The sequence below is a fragment of the Microbacterium aoyamense genome (genome assembly GCF_023155855.1).
In the GTDB taxonomy this organism is placed as follows: Bacteria; Actinomycetota; Actinomycetes; order Actinomycetales; family Microbacteriaceae; genus Microbacterium; species Microbacterium aoyamense.
Genome location: NZ_JAKNUT010000007.1, coordinates 59,938 through 74,678, shown reverse-complemented (window position 1 = coordinate 74,678; position 14,741 = coordinate 59,938). Strand labels below are relative to the sequence as shown.

Below are 14,741 nucleotides of genomic sequence, written 5' to 3'. Positions count from 1 at the left end.
GAGGTCATCCAACAAGGGTGATGCCGACGGTGGTGGGGCGTCGGACAATCCTGTGTATGACTCAGCGCGAGGTGCTCATCGACCGGACGATCGTCCAGGAGGTCTGCAATGTCCTCGTGGTCTTCCTCGCACCCGGGTTCGCGACGGCTGAGGCGGAGTACGACGCTGTCGGCGACCGCAGTTTCGCCCGCCTCACGCTGCACACACGCTCGGCGGAAAGCCAAGAGATTGCCGTGCCCGAACACGCCGAGAATCTGTTGAAGGAACTGCGCGACAAGATGTACGAACCGGGCAAAGGAACATGGTGGAGCGCGACTATCCGAATCGATCGCGCCGGCTCCTATTCCGCCCGGTTCAACTATGAGCAGCCGCCGCCCTTTCCGGATGGTCTGCCGAGCGCGGCGGAGTTCGCCGTTGACCACCGGCGGTACCCTCGGGATCCCGAACACCGCCCTCCCTGGCTGGGATCAATGCTCCCAGGCGCGGGGGCAGCCGAGAACTGAGCGAGTCACCGCCCGATGCGTCCACTCAGGGGGTGGGCGAAGCGCTCGGCTCGGGCGTCGGCGCCATCAGCTCGGCCAGCGCGGCCTCGAAGGCCGTGATGGTCGCGGCATCCACCGTTCCCGTCGGTTCGACGCCGAGCTCGATCTGGAAGTCCTTGACCGCCTCGGTCAGCTCGGGCGTCCACACGCCGTCGACGGGGCCGTCCCAGAATCCCGCGAGCGCTAGGGTCTGCTGCACGGCCGCCGTCGTGGCGAGCTCGGCCTGCTGCGTGGCACCGTCGATGACGAGGAGGCTGGTGTGCAACGCGTCCGCCGTCGCGCTGTCTACGGTCCCGGTGACCGGCAGGCCGTTGGCCGTCTGCAGTGCTTCGACGGCGGCCACGGTCTCGGGCCCGTAGATCCCGTCGATCGTCCCGGCGTAATGGCCGGCGGTCGCGAGGTCGAGCTGAAGCGCGGTGACATAGGCGGTCACCGCAGCCTGCGTCTGCAACGCCTGCTCATCGGAAGGGCAGCCGGCATCGGTGAAGAGCGCCAGCCACGCCCACTCCAGTGAGACGACGGCGGCGTTGAACTGTTCGGATGCGTCGGTGAGCGGCGTCTGCTCGGTGATGCCCGCTCGGGTCGCATCGAGGTCGGACTGAGCTTGCTTGACGCGCTCGACCGACGCGGAAGAAGCGAGCGGCTCCGGCGTGGGCACGGGCGAGCTCTCGGCGACGGGAGCTCCGGATGCCTCGACCCTGGCCAGTTGCGCCTGCGCGTCGGCGAGCTCCTGCTGGGCTGCCGTGAGCGACAGCTGGGCTTCGACCGCGGCATCGGCGCTCGTCGCGACATCCTCCTGCGGCTCTTGGAGGTCGGTGCCTGCCGCGGTGACGTCCCCCACCGTCGGCGCCGTCGACCGCAACACGTCGCCGTAGCGGTCCAGCGCGAGGACGTAGGTCTCGGCTCCGTCGCAGAATGCTGCCGACGCGGTTGCGAGCGATGCCTCGGCATCAGCGACAGCCTTCTCCTTGGCCGTGACGCGCGCCTGCGCGCGATCACGTTCGGATGCCCCGCCCGCGCAACCCGCAAGTGCTCCCACCGTCAGCAGCGACACGGCGAGTAGTCCGCCGAGCCGGACACTCGGCTTCGCCGATCGAATCGTCACGTGCGACCTCCATCACTCGACTGCGTCGGGGACACGCTATGGAGGCACACCGGATGCCGCATCATCCTCCATGGGGGATTCCCGCTGGATGCCGCCCGCCTCACCTTCGCGCAGCACGACTGCCGGCAGGGAAGAAGCTTCAGGTCTCACGAATGTCGGCGCGACGCGTCAGCAGGGATTCGGGCGCGAGCGTACGAGGCCTGCGGAAAAGGACGAGCAGCGCGATCGCGAGCATGCCGCCCAATGTTCCCGCGACGATGTCGCGCATCGTGTCCTCGAGTCCCGACTGGGACACGGTGCCGATGAGGATGTCGCTTGCGAACTCGCAGATCTCCCATGCTGCGGCGAACGCCATCGGCGTGAACAGAATGACGGTCAGGGAGAACCAATGAGGGAGAGGCGCATCGGCCGACTCCTCTGCGCGCCGAACCAGCAGCATCCCGAGCCAAGCCAGCATCACCCCGGAGTCGAAGTGGATGAGGCCGTCCCAGACCGGTAGCGCCCCGTACAGATTGAGAGCGCTGCCCGCGAAGGGGCCGCCGATCATGAACAGGATGTAGTGGAGCTGCAGCGCCCAAGGGATGGTCGTTCGCAGAAGCAGCTCGGCCGCGGCCGGCGCCCACAGCGCCACGGCCAGGAGGACAGCAAGCCAGGGCTGTGTTGCGAGTCCTACCCATCCGAGCACCACGGCCAGCAAGACGCTGCCCACCTGGAAGGGCAACGCGCGAAGTGCGGAAGATCGCGCTCGCACGGCGGGTGATGGTTGGGGTGCCGCTGGGGCTCTCGACATACCGTCTCCGACCGTAGAACGTGTGTGCGTCATCGCGTGCGGATCAGCGTAGACCCCCTGGGATGAGCACTACAGATTTCTACCCAGTTCGATCGCCCCGGACCTACTCCGAGTCGACTTGGGAAGAACGTCAAGCGCGATCTGGAAGAAGAAGGCAAACACCGCGAGGAGGCCGCGCTGCTTCGAGAGCGGGATGAGTTGATCGCACAGTTGCGGAGTGAGGATGTCCCCTGGTCAACGCTCACGATGCGAACAGGACCTAGCCGACAGGCGTTGAGCAAGCGAACCTCACAGGCAGCTGCAAGGTACCTCCAACGGGGCCTGAAGACGATGACGAGCGCGGATGTCCTCACCGCCCAGTCGGATTCGAGGAACTCGGCACGACTCGGGCGGCGCAGCTCTTGCGCGCGTAATCGAGGTATTATCTACTTAGATAAGTCTGGAGGTTGAACATGACGATCGTTGATTCGCTCCGCCGCGCACGACGCAACTCAGAAGTCAGCCTTCGTGATGTTGCGCAGCGATCCGGCGTGGGCGAAACGAACCTTTCGGCGATCGAGCATGATCGACGCACTCCAACGACCGCCACCGCCGAGCGAGTCGCGGACGCACTTGGCGTGACCTTCGTGCCGGTCTCTGTCCGCGGTCGCACACCCGCCGCTCTAAGCGCTGCGGCGATCGCGGCGGCAGACGACAGTGGCGACCACCGGCTCGCCTACCGGCAATTCATCCAGCTCGCCGATGACCTCATCGCAGTGGACCCGGTCACACGCGTCATCTTGTCCGCCGAGGAACCCGAACGAACCGGCAAGCGATGGGATGACGCGGTCGCGGCACTCGTCGAGTATCGACTCACCGAGGCCGGCGCGCCGCTGCCCGCGTGGGTCACGCGCAGACAGGGGAACCCGGATGTGACGTGGGAGCCTCAGCGATCATCCCGCCCACTGCCGATCCGAGCCGACACTGAGAAGGTCGCTGATCCTTTCCGGCGTCGTGGCATCCTCATCGAAGAGAACGAGTTGCTGAGCGCGTAGGCGCCCAGAAGGGACTTCGCTCGCCGTGCCGACCACGCTCTCCCGAGACGATGTCATCGCCGGACTCCGTACCATCGTCGAGCGGTTGCGAACCGCCGGCGAGGCGGCCACGATCCAGCTCGTCGGGGGTGTAGCGATCTCACTGACCATCGACGCCGACCGACCTCCGACGAAGGATGTGGACGCGCTGGTCTCCCCTCCTGTTCGTGTCCGCGCGATCGCGAACGATGTGGGAGTTGAGCGCGGATGGCCGGACGGCTGGCTGGATGAGGATGCCGCGATCTTCCTGCCGAACCAGTTCGGCCGCGGCGAGGAGTGGGTGACTGTCTACGACCAGGAAGGGATCGTTGTCCAGGTCGGAAGCCCTCGCATGCTCCTCGCGATGAAGTTCCTCGCGATGAAGTTGCTCGCGGTCGAGAAGCGACCGCTCCGCGACGCCGACGACGTTGCCATCTTGTTGTCCGTGGTTGGGATACAGACCGCCTCTGACGCCGACGACCTTCTCGAAGAGTTCTATCCGGGCGACAACCTCTCACCGAACATCTACGCGCTCGTCGAGCACCTCCTCGCGGACGCCATTCCAGCGCCGGCCGCGCCAACGTTGGATCTCTCCTAGCGTCGGCGTCGGCGTCGGCGTCGGCGTCGGCGTCGGCGTCACGTATCCGTGAGTCTGTCCGGAGAGCACACGCGTCGCATCACGGGCCGAGCCGAGTCTGCATGCCTGGCTCACCCGTGGCACAGCTAAGGCACACTTACCGAAATTCACCCGCGTATTTACTTGCATCTTCAGGCAGGGGGATGCGGGTGTGCCACGAGAGCGACCTCGCGAAAACCGCGGAATTACGCGGGAAAACGGGCCATTCGCACCTCAGAAAATGAGGGTTCGAATCCCCTATCCTCCGCCAAATTTGAACGCCTCATCTGGGCTTTTCTCCCCCACTGTCGGCAGTGAGCTCAGCAGCGCCGCTACTCGCGCGCGGATCTCATTGCGGATCGACCGGACTTCCTCGATGCCGCGGCCGGCGGGGTCGTCGAGCTCCCAGTCCTCGTAGCGCTTGCCGGGGAAGATCGGGCAGGCGTCGCCGCATCCCATCGTGATCACGACATCGGATTCGCGCACCGCGTCGACGGTCAACACCTTCGGGACGTGGCCGGCGATGTCGATGCCCTCTTCCGCCATCGCCTGAACAGCGATCGGATTGATCTCGCCTTTCGGCTCGGAGCCCGCGGAGAGGACCTCGACGCGGTCTCCGCCGAGCTCGCGGAGGTATCCCGCGGCCATCTGGGATCGTCCCGCGTTGTGCACGCAGACGAACAGCACGGTCGGCACGTGGGTCATGACTGCACGATATCCCGCTGAGGCAGCCGCGCCCGCACTTGTGCACAGACGTGCATCCCGACGACCGCGCGACGCCGCGGCATGAGACGATGCGTCACGATGCATGAGATCGACGACGCCACGCAGGATGAACTCCGCGCGCTCCGAGTGCGCGCATACGGGCCCTCTGCCGACATCCATCGAGATCCCTCCGCTGCTGAACGCCTTCGCGAGCTCGAGTCCCGCTCCGCTGCTCCCCCCGTCGTCGAACCCCCCGTCGCTGCGCCGAGGGAGCCGGCGATGGATGCCGCGCCTCCCGCCCCCGTGCCGTCCGAGCCGATCCCCGTGCCGTCCGAGCCGGTCGCGGTGCCCGCTGAGCCGGCGGTCGCCCCCACCCACGCGGACGTCGCGCCCCGCGGCATCCCCCGACTCACCAAGATGCTGTGGGGACTGTCGGTGGCCGTCGCCGCGGCCGCGGCTGCGGCGATCACGTTCTCGCTGACGTACATCGCACCCGTCTCGGACTCGGGCGGCGCGACGCAGATCGCGACGCTCGAGCCGACATCGGCGACCGTGCCCGTCGGCTACATGGGAGCGGGTCCCAGTTCGCGCTCGTTCGAGTTCTACGGATACACGATCTTCGAGACGGCGGGCGGGTACTCGTACTTCGGCATGCAGGGCTCGAACTGCTTCTCTATGGCCCCGACCGATCAGATCCCCGAGGAGTTCGACTCCCAGCAGGGCTACTCGATCGACTTCACCGTCCTCGGAGGGTGCGGCGCGGGCGCGTTCCCCGCCATCGCGCAGTTCACGGTCGGCCCGGCCTCGCCCGAAGAGCTGCGCGCGCAGTTCCCCGACGACACCGCTCTGCGGATCGCGTATGACGGCGAGCGCGTCGGAGTCTTCCTCGCGGACGAGTAGCCGCGCGGCATCCATCCATTCCCCCGCCACCTCCGAACAACTCCTGACCCGACGGCAGGAGACCCTCGTGAACACGAAGCGCGGCCGCTGGACGGCCCTCCTCCTCGCGGCGCTCGCCGGCGTTGTGAGCGGCGCGGTCTTCCTGGCTGTGGCCGAACTCCTGGCCCTGCTCGTCGCACGCGACGCGAGCCCTGTGCTCGCCGTCGGCTCGTTCGTGATCGACATCGTGCCGCAGCCGTTCAAGGAGTTCGCGATCGCGACCTTCGGCGAGTACGACAAGATCGCGCTGCTCGCAGGGCTCGGTCTCGCCGTCGTCATCGCCTCGGCGATCGCGGGAGTCCTGCAGTTCCTGCGACCCCCGCTCGGCATCGTGGCACTCGGGATCGCGGGCGCGCTCTCGATCGCGGCGATCGTGACGAGGGCAGGTGTCACGCCGCTGTCGTTCGTGCCTCCGGTGATCGGGGCGGTCGCGGCATCCATCGTCCTCGCGATCCTCTGCCGGCGGCTGCGAGAGTGGCGCGAACGGACGCCCGAGAGTGGCATGGACCGCAGGCGCTTCTTCGTGATCGCAGGGATCGCCGGTGCATCCGCCGTCATCGTCGGAATCACGGCACGCGTGGTCAGCATGGCGACGTCGTCGGTCGATGCGGCGCGTCGGGCGCTGAATCTTCCGGCTGCGAGGTCGACGGTCACGATCCCGGCGGGCGCCGAGCTCGACGTGCCGGGCATCACCCCCCTGTTCACTCCGAACGCAGATTTCTACCGCGTCGACACCGCGCTCACGGTGCCCTCGATCGACCCCGGCACCTGGCGTCTCGTCATCGACGGCATGGTCGAACAGCGCATCGAGCTCACGTTCGACGATCTCGTCGGCATGGGTCTCGACGAGTACGCCATCACGCTGACGTGCGTCTCGAACGAGGTCGGCGGCGAGCTCGCCGGAAACGCGATGTGGCTCGGCGTGCCGATCCGCGACATCCTGAGCATGGCCGGCCCTCGATCGGGCGCGGACATGGTGCTCTCGCGGAGCGTCGACGGCTACACCGCGAGCACCCCGCTCTCGGCTCTCACCGACGATGGTCTCGACGCGATCCTCGCGGTCGCGATGAACGGCGAGCCGCTGCCCCTCGAACACGGCTTCCCCGTGCGCATGGTCGTGCCGGGCCTCTACGGCTACGTATCCGCCACGAAGTGGCTCACGGAGCTGAAGGTAACCACATTCGCGCAGGACGAGGCCTACTGGACGCCGCGCGGCTACAGCGCCGAAGCGCCCATCAAGTTCTCGTCGCGCGTCGACACCCCCAAGATCGGCAAGCCCGTCGCCGCCGGGCGCATCCCGATCGCGGGCGTCGCCTGGGCGCAGTCCGTCGGCATCGAACGCGTCGAGGTGAGCATCGACGACGGTGAATGGATGCCGGCGACCCTGTCCACTCCGATCAACGAAGACACCTGGGTGCAGTGGGTCATGGAATGGGATGCGACGCCCGGCACCCACTACGTCGCCGTGCGCGCCGTCAACAAGAACGGCGACCTGCAGATCGAGGAGCGCGCACCCATCGCACCGAACGGCTCGTCGGGCTGGCAGCGGTCGTTGATCTCGGTGACGTGATCGGTCCGCGTCCGAGGCCATTCCCGGGGTGACGACTTCTCCACAGATCCCGCCCGACCGTCCCGCGGGCCTCTGGGGTGCGGCACGATGACCGAGGAGGACGGACCGAACGGAGTGGGATGACGCTGCACGACGAGTCCCGCGAGGAGTTCGCCGAGCTCGACGAGCTCATGGCGACGGGTGCCGGGGCGGTCGCCGTCGACCCGCAGGTGCGCCGGAGCCGCCGCATCCGGGCACTCATCGTCACGGGCGTCATCGTCGCCGTCGTGCTCGCGTCGATCGGCGGGTACGTCGGTTGGGCACTCACGGCGCCTCTGCCCGCACCCGAGGCCTCTACCTCTACACCGGTCGATCGTGCCTGGGATCCTGCCGCGATACCCCTGCCGACCGACGGGTCGACCGCGATCAGCGTCTCGGGCGGCGAGGAATACCTCGGCGAGTCGGCCAGCGGGATCTGGCTCTCGAGCGGCACGACTGAGCCGCGCTCGATCGCGAGCATCACGAAGATCGTCACGGCGCTCGTGATCCTCGATGCCCACCCGATCCCCGAGGGCGAAGCGGGGCCGAACATCACGTTCAGCAAGGCCGACCACGATCTGTACGACAAGTACTACGTGATGGGCGCGACGATCGCCGCGATGCCGACAGGCGCCACGATGCCCCTGCGCTCGGCGCTCGGCGCCATGATCATCCCGTCCGCATGCAACTACGCCGAAGCCGTTGCCAACTGGGCGTTCGGCTCGCAGAGCGCGTTCCTGGAAGCCACGCGCGCGTGGCTCGCCGCGCACGGCCTGACCGGAACCACGATCGTGGAGCCCACCGGCATCAGCCCCGGCAACACGAGCACGCCGGCCGACGTCCTCGCGATCGGCAAGCTCGCCGCGGCGAACCCCGTCGTCGCCGAGATCGCCGCGACGCCGTCCCTCCCACAGCTCGGAGGCGCGCCCACGACGAACGCGCTCCTCGGCACCTCGGGCATCACGGGGCTGAAGACGGGCAACCTCGGCGACGGCAGCTACAACTTCCTCTACACCGCGACGCTCGACGTGGGGATCGACGAGCCGCTGCAGGTGACGGGTGTCGTGTTGGGAGGGCAGACGCGCCAGTCCGTGAACAACGGCGTCATCGGCGTCCTCGACGGAATCCGCGCGGGGTTCAAGCGGCTGGCCGTCACCTCCGAGGGCGACCAGCTCGGCGCCCTCACGACGCCGTGGGGCTCCTCGGCGCGCATCGTCGCCGGTGCGGACGCCAAGATCCTCGTGTGGTCCGATACCACGGCCACCGCGTCCGTGAAGATGCAGACGCCGAGGACCTTCGCCGAAGGCGAGGTCGTCGGCGAGCTCACCTGGACCGCCGGACCGAGCTCCGTCCGCGTGCCGGTCGTCATCGACGGCACGATCGAGCCGCCGACCGACTGGTGGCGGCTCACCCACCCGGGCGAACTGGGCGGGTGACGGGCGGCGCCGGGGCTCCTATGATGTCCGCGTGGATACGCTGAGGGCCGATGTCGTGCAGGACATCCGCTTCGCGCGCTCGACGGACGGCGTCGGGATCGCGTACGCGGTCCACGGATCGGGACCGCCCCTGCTGATCGATGCGTGCTGGCTGAGCCATCTGCAGTTCGACTGGGAGAGCCCCGTCTGGCGCCACTACCTCGTCGAGCTCGGCAAGATCGCCACCGTCATCCGCTACGACGAGCGCGGCCACGGCCTGTCCGACCGCGGCGTCACCGACCACAGCCTCGACGCCCGCGTCGCCGACCTCGAGGCGGTGGTGGAGGATGCCGGGCTCGACCGCTTCGCGCTCATGGCGATGGCGCAGGGCGGCCCCGTCGCGATCGAGTATGCGGCGCGGCATCCGGATCGCCCCACGCGGCTCGCGTTCTATGGAAGCTACTCCGGCGCGCACGCGGCGGCGACGCCCGAAGACCTCGAGATGTACGCGGCCTTCGAGGCGCTCATCCGCGTCGGCTGGGCGCGACCGACGTCGGAGTTCCGTCGCGTCTTCAGCAGCATGATGATCCCAGATGGCACAGAGGAGCAGATGCGCTGGATCGACGATCTGCAGCAGCGCGCGTGCGACGCCGAGACCGCGGTCATCTCACGGTCGCAGCGGCAGACGCAGGACTCGACGTGGCGCCTGCCGGAGCTGGACCTGCCGACACTGGTCATCCACAGTCGCGAGGACCACATGAACGAGTTCCACCACGCGCGGGCCCTCGCGTCGCAGATCCGCGGCGCCCGTCTCGTCGGGCTCGACAGCAGCAATCACATCGTGCTCGCTGACGAGCCCGCATGGCCGGTCTTCATGCGTGAGATGACCGCCTTCCTGCAACCCGATCGCGCGGTTGCGCGTCCTGTCGTCGACTCCGACGACGTCGCCTCCCTCGTGTCTCCGCGCGAGCTGGACATCCTGCGGCTGGCCGCCGCAGGATTCGACAACGACGCGATCGCGGCCGAGCTCTTCCTCTCCGTGCGCACGGTCGAGCGGCACCTGCAGAACGTCTACGCCAAGCTCGGGCTGAGCGGTCGGACGGCTCGCACGGCGGCGGTCGCGCGACTGCTCTCCACCTCCTGAGCAGCGCGCAACGCGTACGCGTCAGCCGCCATCCGGCACCTCGGAGCGACGGGGCCGTTGCGCGTCGGCGCCGATGTGCGGGGGCATGCCCGATTCCTACCGTGGAACCACCAACCACAACAGGAGGAATCGAGATGTCATCCTTTTCCAGCACCACCCACATCATCACGGCGACTGATGAGGACCGCGCACTCAAGGCGAAGCACGCTGCGATGTGGGCGAGCGGCAGCTACCCCACGGTCGTCGACGAAGTGGTCCACACGCTCGGCGGCGTCCTCGTCGAGGCCCTCGACGTGCAGCGCGGACAGCGTGTGCTCGACGTCGCCGCCGGCACGGGCACCTCGGCGATCCCGTCTGCTCGACGGGGCGCAGAAGTCGTCGCGACCGACCTGACGCCCGAGCTCCTCGCCGTCGGCCGCTCCGACGCCGAGTCCGAAGGGCTCGAGATCGTCTGGCAGACGGCGGATGCCGAGGCTCTGCCGTTCGCGGATGCCGACTTCGACGTCGTGATGTCGAGCATCGGCGTGATGTTCGCTCCGCACCACCAGCTGGCAGCGGACGAACTCGCACGCGTCTGCCGACCCGAAGGAACCATCGGCGTCCTCAGCTGGACTCCGAGCGGCTTCATCGGACAACTCTTCGCGACCATGAAGCCCTACGCACCGCCGCCCCCCGCGGGCGCCTCGCCCGCCCCACTGTGGGGCAGCGTCGAGCACGTGCGGGAACTCTTCGGCGACCGCGTCGAGGACGTCGTCGCGCACCAGCAGGCGCTCATCGTCGACCGGTTCGCGAGCGGCGCGGAGCTGCGGGACTTCATGAAGGCCAACTACGGGCCCACGATCGCGGTCTACCGGTTCATCGCCGACGACCCCGAGAAGGTCGCGGCGCTGGATGCCGACATGGCAGCGCTCGGCGATCGCTTCTTCGAGGGCGACGTCATGCCCTGGGAGTACCTGATCGTCACCGCGAAACGCCGGAAGGAGTGAATCATGCACCCCCTGATGTACGGCTACTTCCTGCCCGACAGTGTCGAGGTCAGCCGCGAGGCCGCCGAGCGCCACGCACGACGGACTCGCCCCGAAGAACGCGCACGCGCGCTCTTCCCCCAGCGTCTCGCCTTCCGCGTCGCGCTCCAGCACTGAACACCACACTCGAGAGGAGGCCCGAGATGGCATTCATCTTCTTCGTCGCGATCGTCGGTCTGGTCGGAGCGATCGCCACGATCGCCGCCATGGGCGGTGATCCGTCCAGCCCCATCCCGACCGTCATGGACTACGACACCCGTCGTCCACTGCCATGACATCCGAACTCGGAGCCCCGCATCCCGTTCCCATCGGGATGCGGGGCTTCCTGGTGCACGGAGTAGCCTGCGCGGATGGGCTTCGCATCCGACCTCATCACCACCGACGCACCCGAAGACACCGAACTTCAGCTCTTCGCGCCGTTCATCGGCAGCTGGCGCGTCCGCAACAGCCTCTACTCCGAGGCCACCCGCGAATGGACCAAGAGCGAACTCGACTGGTCGTTCTCGTGGATCATCGGCGGTCGCGGCGTGCAGGACGTGCTGACGAATGACGATGGTGAGGCGATCGGCACGACGGTGCGGACGTGGGATGCGCGCGTGGGCTGGCGCGTCGTGTGGTTCTGCCCGCGCGCGGCCGAGCACGTCGTCCTGAGCGCCGAGGCGGACGGCGACGACATCCGCCTCCAGGGAGTGCAGGCGGACGGCCGCATGGTGACCTGGATGTTCCACGACATCACCACGGAGTCGTTCGAGTGGGACGGCTGGTGCTCGAACGACGGCGGCGACACGTGGTGGCACGAGCAGCACATGGACGTGCACCTGCTCGAGCGCTGATCATCGCAGAGCGGTCAGCGGTAGAACCCGTCGCGCAGATTGATGCCGTGCTCGACCCAGACCTTGAGGGCCGACAGCATCCCGGTCCATCCTTCGCAGTTGCCGAATGCCATCTTCGCCCCGGCCTCGGTGGCTTGCCACGATGACTCCGTGATCGTGACGAGCGTGCGGGCACCGTCGTCGATCGATTCGAATGCGAAGGTGGTCGTCGTCTTGCCGTCGCCGGCCGCGGTCGCTTCCCCGTCCCAGCGGATGACGATCCGGTTCGGTGGATCGGCCTCGATGACATCGACGGGGAACGCCCCAGGGAAGTCCTGGAAGTCCCAAGTGACGTCGGCGCCGGGTTCGAGTCGGCCCCTCGCCCCGCCGGTTGTGAAGTATCTCGACAGCTGAGCGGGATCGGCGACCGCTTCGTAGACCTCGGCGATCGGCTTCGCGATGCGCCCCGACACGGTGAACGAGAGTTCGGTGAGTTCGCTAGACATGTTGTATTTTTATAACATGATGGATGCCGCGCGCAAGCCCCTCGCCGATGACGACGAAGTCTTCAAAGCGCTCGCCTCGCCCGTCCGTCGGCGCATGCTCGACGTGCTCAAGGAGTCGCCGCGCACGACCGGCGCGCTGTGCGAGCTCTTCTCCGAGATCGACCGCACGACGGCCCTGCAGCATCTTCGCGTCCTGGAAGCCGCTGACCTCGTCACGGGTCGCAAGGTCGGGCGCGAGCGGCACCTGTCACTTGCCCCACTCCCGATCAAGCGCATCCACGATCGCTGGATCAGCGACTACACCGCCGCCGCCGTCCAGCTGCTCGCCGACCTCGACGAGCGGTGATCACCACATCTCCGCGAGCGCGTCGGCGAACACCTTCTCGGCGTCCGCGTCGAAACCCCGGCGCGCGAACCATGTGCACACGTTCACGACGTCCCGGTAAAGGAAGTCGGCGCCCGCGGGATTGAACGACAGATCGACCACTTGCGGCAGGTCGATCACGATGACCCGGTCGCCGTGCAGCAGGAGGTTGTAGGCCGAGAGGTCGCCGTGCGCGAACCCTCCGCGTGCGAAGGAGAGCAGGATGTCGCGCACCTGGGCGAAGGGCCCTTCGAGCGCAGCGCCGCGCAGGCGGGTCTGCGCGAGCCGCGGCGCGGCCGTGCGGCCCTCGCCCAGGAACTCCATGAGCACCTCGGTGCCCGTGATCTGCACGGGGTACGGCACGGGCACGCCCGCATGCCAGGCGCGCGTGAGCGCGTCGAACTCGGCGAGCGCCCAGTGGGCGGCGGCGACGGATCGCCCGTAAGCGGACTTCTTCTGGACGGCTCGCGAGTCGCGAGAGCTCTCCATGCGCCTGCCCTCTTCGTAGCGCCCCGAGCGATGGAAGTCGCTGTGATCGGTTCCGCGATAGCGCTTCGCGGCGAGGAGGACCCCGGGTTCGCCGGGCACGGCGCGTTCGATCAGGAAGACATCCGCCTCCTTGCCCGTCTTCACGATGCCGAGTTCGGTGTCCCACGCCGCGGACTCGGTCACGAGCCAATCGGGATGCGGCAGCGGACCGCGCTCCGTGGGGGCGCTCGACGGCCAGGTCGACCATCGCTGGTCCGGTCCCGGTTCGTCGGGCATTTCGAGCAGGCCGAAGTAGTCTTCGAACGCCTGCGAGGGTCGTCGTTCGTTCATGGTGGATGATCTCCGGAAGGGGAGGTCATCTACTATGCGTCAGCGGATGACCTCGGGACTGTGTTCTTCAGAACAAGGTGGTCGTGGGAGTGAACGGCACGCACGACAAAGACTGTCGACATCATTCCTCCCTCCGGACGGGCACCGACGGTGCGATCGAGGCATCACGCTACACCCCGATGCGCACGCGAAGAAACGATCCATTCACCGGAATGGATGCCGCGGCGCTACCGTTGCGTACGACATGCAGCGCTTCGGAACCCTCTCCTTCGGCCACTACGGCCCCCTCGGCGGCGGGCGACAGCTCACCGCCGGCGACTCGATGCTCCAGGCGATCGACCTGGCGCAGGGCATGGACGAGCTCGGTGTGAACGGCGCGTACTTCCGCGTGCACCACTTCGCCCGGCAGCAGTCGTCTCCCATGCCGCTCCTCGCCGCGATCGCGGCGCGTACTCAGCGCATCGAGGTCGGCACGGGCGTCATCGACATGCGATACGAGAACCCGCTGTATCTCGCGGAAGAAGCGGCATCCGTCGACCTCATCTCCGGTGGCAGGCTCGCACTCGGCGTCTCGCGCGGCTCACCCGAAACGGTCGTGCGGGGCTACGAGGCGTTCGGCTACACCGGCTCGGAGGACCCTCGCGGCGCCGACCTCGCACGTGAGCACTTCGACCTGTTCCTGCGGGCGATCGACGGCGAGGGGCTCGCCTCGGGTGACCCGTCATCGCCCTTCGGCGGCGCGTCGGGGCCGCAGCGGATCGAGCCGCACTCCCCCGGCCTGCGTTCGCGCGTGTGGTGGGGCGCGGGCAACCGCGACTCGGCCGAGTGGGCGGGCCGCGTCGGCGTCAACCTGATGTCGTCGACCCTGCTCACCTCCGCCGACGGCCGACCGTTCGACATCCTGCAGGCCGAGCAGATCGACGCATTCCGGGCCGCGTGGCGGGAGGCAGGACACGCCGGCGAGCCGCGCGTCTCGGTCAGCCGGTCGATCTTCCCTCTCGTGACGGCGGAAGACCACATGTACTTCGGTGGGCGGCAGGACGGCGATCAGATCGGGATCATCGACGGCATGCGCTCGACCTTCGGCAAGACGTATGCGGCCGAGCCCGACGTGCTCATCGAGCAGCTGCAGCAGGATGCGGCGATCCAGGCCGCCGACACGCTCATGCTGACGATCCCGTCTCAGCTCGGTGTCGCGTTCAATCTTCGGGTGATCGAGACGTTCGCGACGCACGTCGCGCCGAGCCTGGGGTGGACCCCCGCGGTCTGATCGCCCGGGTTATGCCGTACGCGAAACCGCAGACCGCGAACGGTGACCG

General features: G+C 67.8%; 18 protein-coding genes and 1 pseudogene. 14 read left to right on the top strand and 5 right to left on the bottom strand.

Annotated elements, in window-relative coordinates:
* Positions 1–56 precede the first annotated feature (56 nt).
* Positions 57–503: a hypothetical protein gene (locus MA876_RS16485; protein ID WP_248152073.1), complete on the top strand. Its 447-nt coding sequence runs from the start codon at positions 57–59 to the stop codon at positions 501–503.
* Positions 504–528: 25 nt separating this feature from the next.
* Here the strand turns inward: MA876_RS16485 and MA876_RS16480 are convergent, their stop codons facing one another.
* Together MA876_RS16480 and MA876_RS16475 are read right to left on the bottom strand one after the other, a co-directional pair.
* A complete protein-coding gene (locus tag MA876_RS16480; protein ID WP_248152072.1) occupies positions 529–1,647 on the bottom strand; it encodes a peptidoglycan-binding domain-containing protein in 1,119 nt (372 codons plus the stop codon).
* Between the two features lie 139 nt (positions 1,648–1,786).
* Positions 1,787–2,368 carry a DUF2238 domain-containing protein gene (locus tag MA876_RS16475; RefSeq protein ID WP_248152070.1) on the bottom strand — a complete coding sequence of 194 codons (582 nt, stop codon included), beginning with the start codon at positions 2,366–2,368 and terminating at the stop codon, positions 1,787–1,789.
* A gap of 521 nt (positions 2,369–2,889) precedes the next feature.
* Here MA876_RS16475 and MA876_RS19415 point away from each other — a divergent pair.
* The 3 genes and pseudogenes from MA876_RS19415 to MA876_RS16465 form a co-directional block, all read left to right on the top strand.
* A pseudogene (locus MA876_RS19415) lies at positions 2,890–3,051 on the top strand (helix-turn-helix domain-containing protein); the annotation flags it as partial.
* Between the two features lie 3 nt (positions 3,052–3,054).
* Positions 3,055–3,471, top strand: a complete 417-nt coding sequence (locus tag MA876_RS16470; RefSeq protein WP_248152068.1) for a hypothetical protein — start codon at positions 3,055–3,057, stop codon at positions 3,469–3,471.
* Positions 3,472–3,496: 25 nt separating this feature from the next.
* Positions 3,497–4,087 carry a hypothetical protein gene (locus MA876_RS16465; protein WP_248152062.1) on the top strand — a complete coding sequence of 197 codons (591 nt, stop codon included), beginning with the start codon at positions 3,497–3,499 and terminating at the stop codon, positions 4,085–4,087.
* A gap of 276 nt (positions 4,088–4,363) precedes the next feature.
* Here the strand turns inward: MA876_RS16465 and MA876_RS16460 are convergent, their stop codons facing one another.
* Positions 4,364–4,810 carry an arsenate reductase ArsC gene (locus MA876_RS16460; RefSeq protein ID WP_248152058.1) on the bottom strand — a complete coding sequence of 149 codons (447 nt, stop codon included), beginning with the start codon at positions 4,808–4,810 and terminating at the stop codon, positions 4,364–4,366.
* A 99-nt stretch (positions 4,811–4,909) separates the two neighbouring features.
* Here MA876_RS16460 and MA876_RS16455 point away from each other — a divergent pair, with 99 nt between their 5' ends.
* The 8 genes from MA876_RS16455 to MA876_RS16425 all read left to right on the top strand — a co-directional run bounded on the left by MA876_RS16455 (position 4,910) and on the right by MA876_RS16425 (position 11,754).
* On the top strand, positions 4,910–5,710 hold the full coding sequence (locus MA876_RS16455; RefSeq protein ID WP_248152057.1) for a hypothetical protein: 801 nt from the start codon (positions 4,910–4,912) through the stop codon (positions 5,708–5,710).
* Between the two features lie 67 nt (positions 5,711–5,777).
* Positions 5,778–7,319, top strand: coding sequence for a molybdopterin-dependent oxidoreductase (locus MA876_RS16450; RefSeq protein WP_248152056.1), 1,542 nt, complete (start codon positions 5,778–5,780; stop codon positions 7,317–7,319).
* A 119-nt stretch (positions 7,320–7,438) separates the two neighbouring features.
* Positions 7,439–8,773 carry a D-alanyl-D-alanine carboxypeptidase family protein gene (locus tag MA876_RS16445; RefSeq protein ID WP_248152055.1) on the top strand — a complete coding sequence of 445 codons (1,335 nt, stop codon included), beginning with the start codon at positions 7,439–7,441 and terminating at the stop codon, positions 8,771–8,773.
* Between the two features lie 31 nt (positions 8,774–8,804).
* Entirely contained in the window at positions 8,805–9,896 is a 1,092-nt protein-coding gene (locus MA876_RS16440) for an alpha/beta fold hydrolase (RefSeq protein WP_248152052.1), read from the top strand.
* Between the two features lie 134 nt (positions 9,897–10,030).
* The gene (locus MA876_RS16435; RefSeq protein ID WP_248152050.1) at positions 10,031–10,882 is read left to right on the top strand and encodes a class I SAM-dependent methyltransferase; all 852 of its coding nucleotides are present in this window, start codon (positions 10,031–10,033) and stop codon (positions 10,880–10,882) included.
* Between the two features lie 3 nt (positions 10,883–10,885).
* On the top strand, positions 10,886–11,038 hold the full coding sequence (locus tag MA876_RS16430) for a hypothetical protein (protein ID WP_248152048.1): 153 nt from the start codon (positions 10,886–10,888) through the stop codon (positions 11,036–11,038).
* Positions 11,039–11,064: 26 nt separating this feature from the next.
* Positions 11,065–11,196, top strand: coding sequence for a hypothetical protein (locus MA876_RS19160; protein WP_275563291.1), 132 nt, complete (start codon positions 11,065–11,067; stop codon positions 11,194–11,196).
* A gap of 75 nt (positions 11,197–11,271) precedes the next feature.
* Positions 11,272–11,754, top strand: a complete 483-nt coding sequence (locus MA876_RS16425; RefSeq protein WP_248152045.1) for a hypothetical protein — start codon at positions 11,272–11,274, stop codon at positions 11,752–11,754.
* A gap of 14 nt (positions 11,755–11,768) precedes the next feature.
* Here MA876_RS16425 and MA876_RS16420 read toward each other — a convergent pair whose 3' ends face one another.
* Positions 11,769–12,239, bottom strand: a complete 471-nt coding sequence (locus MA876_RS16420; RefSeq protein WP_248152041.1) for an SRPBCC family protein — start codon at positions 12,237–12,239, stop codon at positions 11,769–11,771.
* A gap of 16 nt (positions 12,240–12,255) precedes the next feature.
* Here MA876_RS16420 and MA876_RS16415 point away from each other — a divergent pair, with 16 nt between their 5' ends.
* Positions 12,256–12,585, top strand: a complete 330-nt coding sequence (locus MA876_RS16415; RefSeq protein ID WP_248152038.1) for an ArsR/SmtB family transcription factor — start codon at positions 12,256–12,258, stop codon at positions 12,583–12,585.
* Here the strand turns inward: MA876_RS16415 and MA876_RS16410 are convergent, their stop codons facing one another.
* Positions 12,586–13,422: a serine protein kinase RIO gene (locus tag MA876_RS16410; protein ID WP_248152035.1), complete on the bottom strand. Its 837-nt coding sequence runs from the start codon at positions 13,420–13,422 to the stop codon at positions 12,586–12,588.
* Positions 13,423–13,666: 244 nt separating this feature from the next.
* Between MA876_RS16410 and MA876_RS16405 the strand changes: the two genes are divergently transcribed.
* Entirely contained in the window at positions 13,667–14,692 is a 1,026-nt protein-coding gene (locus tag MA876_RS16405; protein ID WP_248152033.1) for an LLM class flavin-dependent oxidoreductase, read from the top strand.
* Positions 14,693–14,741 lie beyond the last annotated feature (49 nt).

What these genes read in the sequence shown, in the direction of transcription:
- MA876_RS16420 (WP_248152041.1), bottom strand. Translation starts at nt 12,239, where the DNA reads ATGTCTAGCGAACTCACCGAACTCTCGTTCACCGTGTCGGGGCGCATC.
- MA876_RS16445 (WP_248152055.1), top strand. Translation starts at nt 7,439, where the DNA reads ATGACGCTGCACGACGAGTCCCGCGAGGAGTTCGCCGAGCTCGACGAG.
- MA876_RS16435 (WP_248152050.1), top strand. Translation starts at nt 10,031, where the DNA reads ATGTCATCCTTTTCCAGCACCACCCACATCATCACGGCGACTGATGAG.
- MA876_RS16455 (WP_248152057.1), top strand. Translation starts at nt 4,910, where the DNA reads ATGCATGAGATCGACGACGCCACGCAGGATGAACTCCGCGCGCTCCGA.
- MA876_RS16410 (WP_248152035.1), bottom strand. Translation starts at nt 13,422, where the DNA reads ATGAACGAACGACGACCCTCGCAGGCGTTCGAAGACTACTTCGGCCTG.
- MA876_RS16485 (WP_248152073.1), top strand. Translation starts at nt 57, where the DNA reads ATGACTCAGCGCGAGGTGCTCATCGACCGGACGATCGTCCAGGAGGTC.
- MA876_RS16405 (WP_248152033.1), top strand. Translation starts at nt 13,667, where the DNA reads ATGCAGCGCTTCGGAACCCTCTCCTTCGGCCACTACGGCCCCCTCGGC.
- MA876_RS16415 (WP_248152038.1), top strand. Translation starts at nt 12,256, where the DNA reads ATGATGGATGCCGCGCGCAAGCCCCTCGCCGATGACGACGAAGTCTTC.
- MA876_RS16425 (WP_248152045.1), top strand. Translation starts at nt 11,272, where the DNA reads ATGGGCTTCGCATCCGACCTCATCACCACCGACGCACCCGAAGACACC.
- MA876_RS16430 (WP_248152048.1), top strand. Translation starts at nt 10,886, where the DNA reads ATGCACCCCCTGATGTACGGCTACTTCCTGCCCGACAGTGTCGAGGTC.
- MA876_RS16460 (WP_248152058.1), bottom strand. Translation starts at nt 4,810, where the DNA reads ATGACCCACGTGCCGACCGTGCTGTTCGTCTGCGTGCACAACGCGGGA.
- MA876_RS19160 (WP_275563291.1), top strand. Translation starts at nt 11,065, where the DNA reads ATGGCATTCATCTTCTTCGTCGCGATCGTCGGTCTGGTCGGAGCGATC.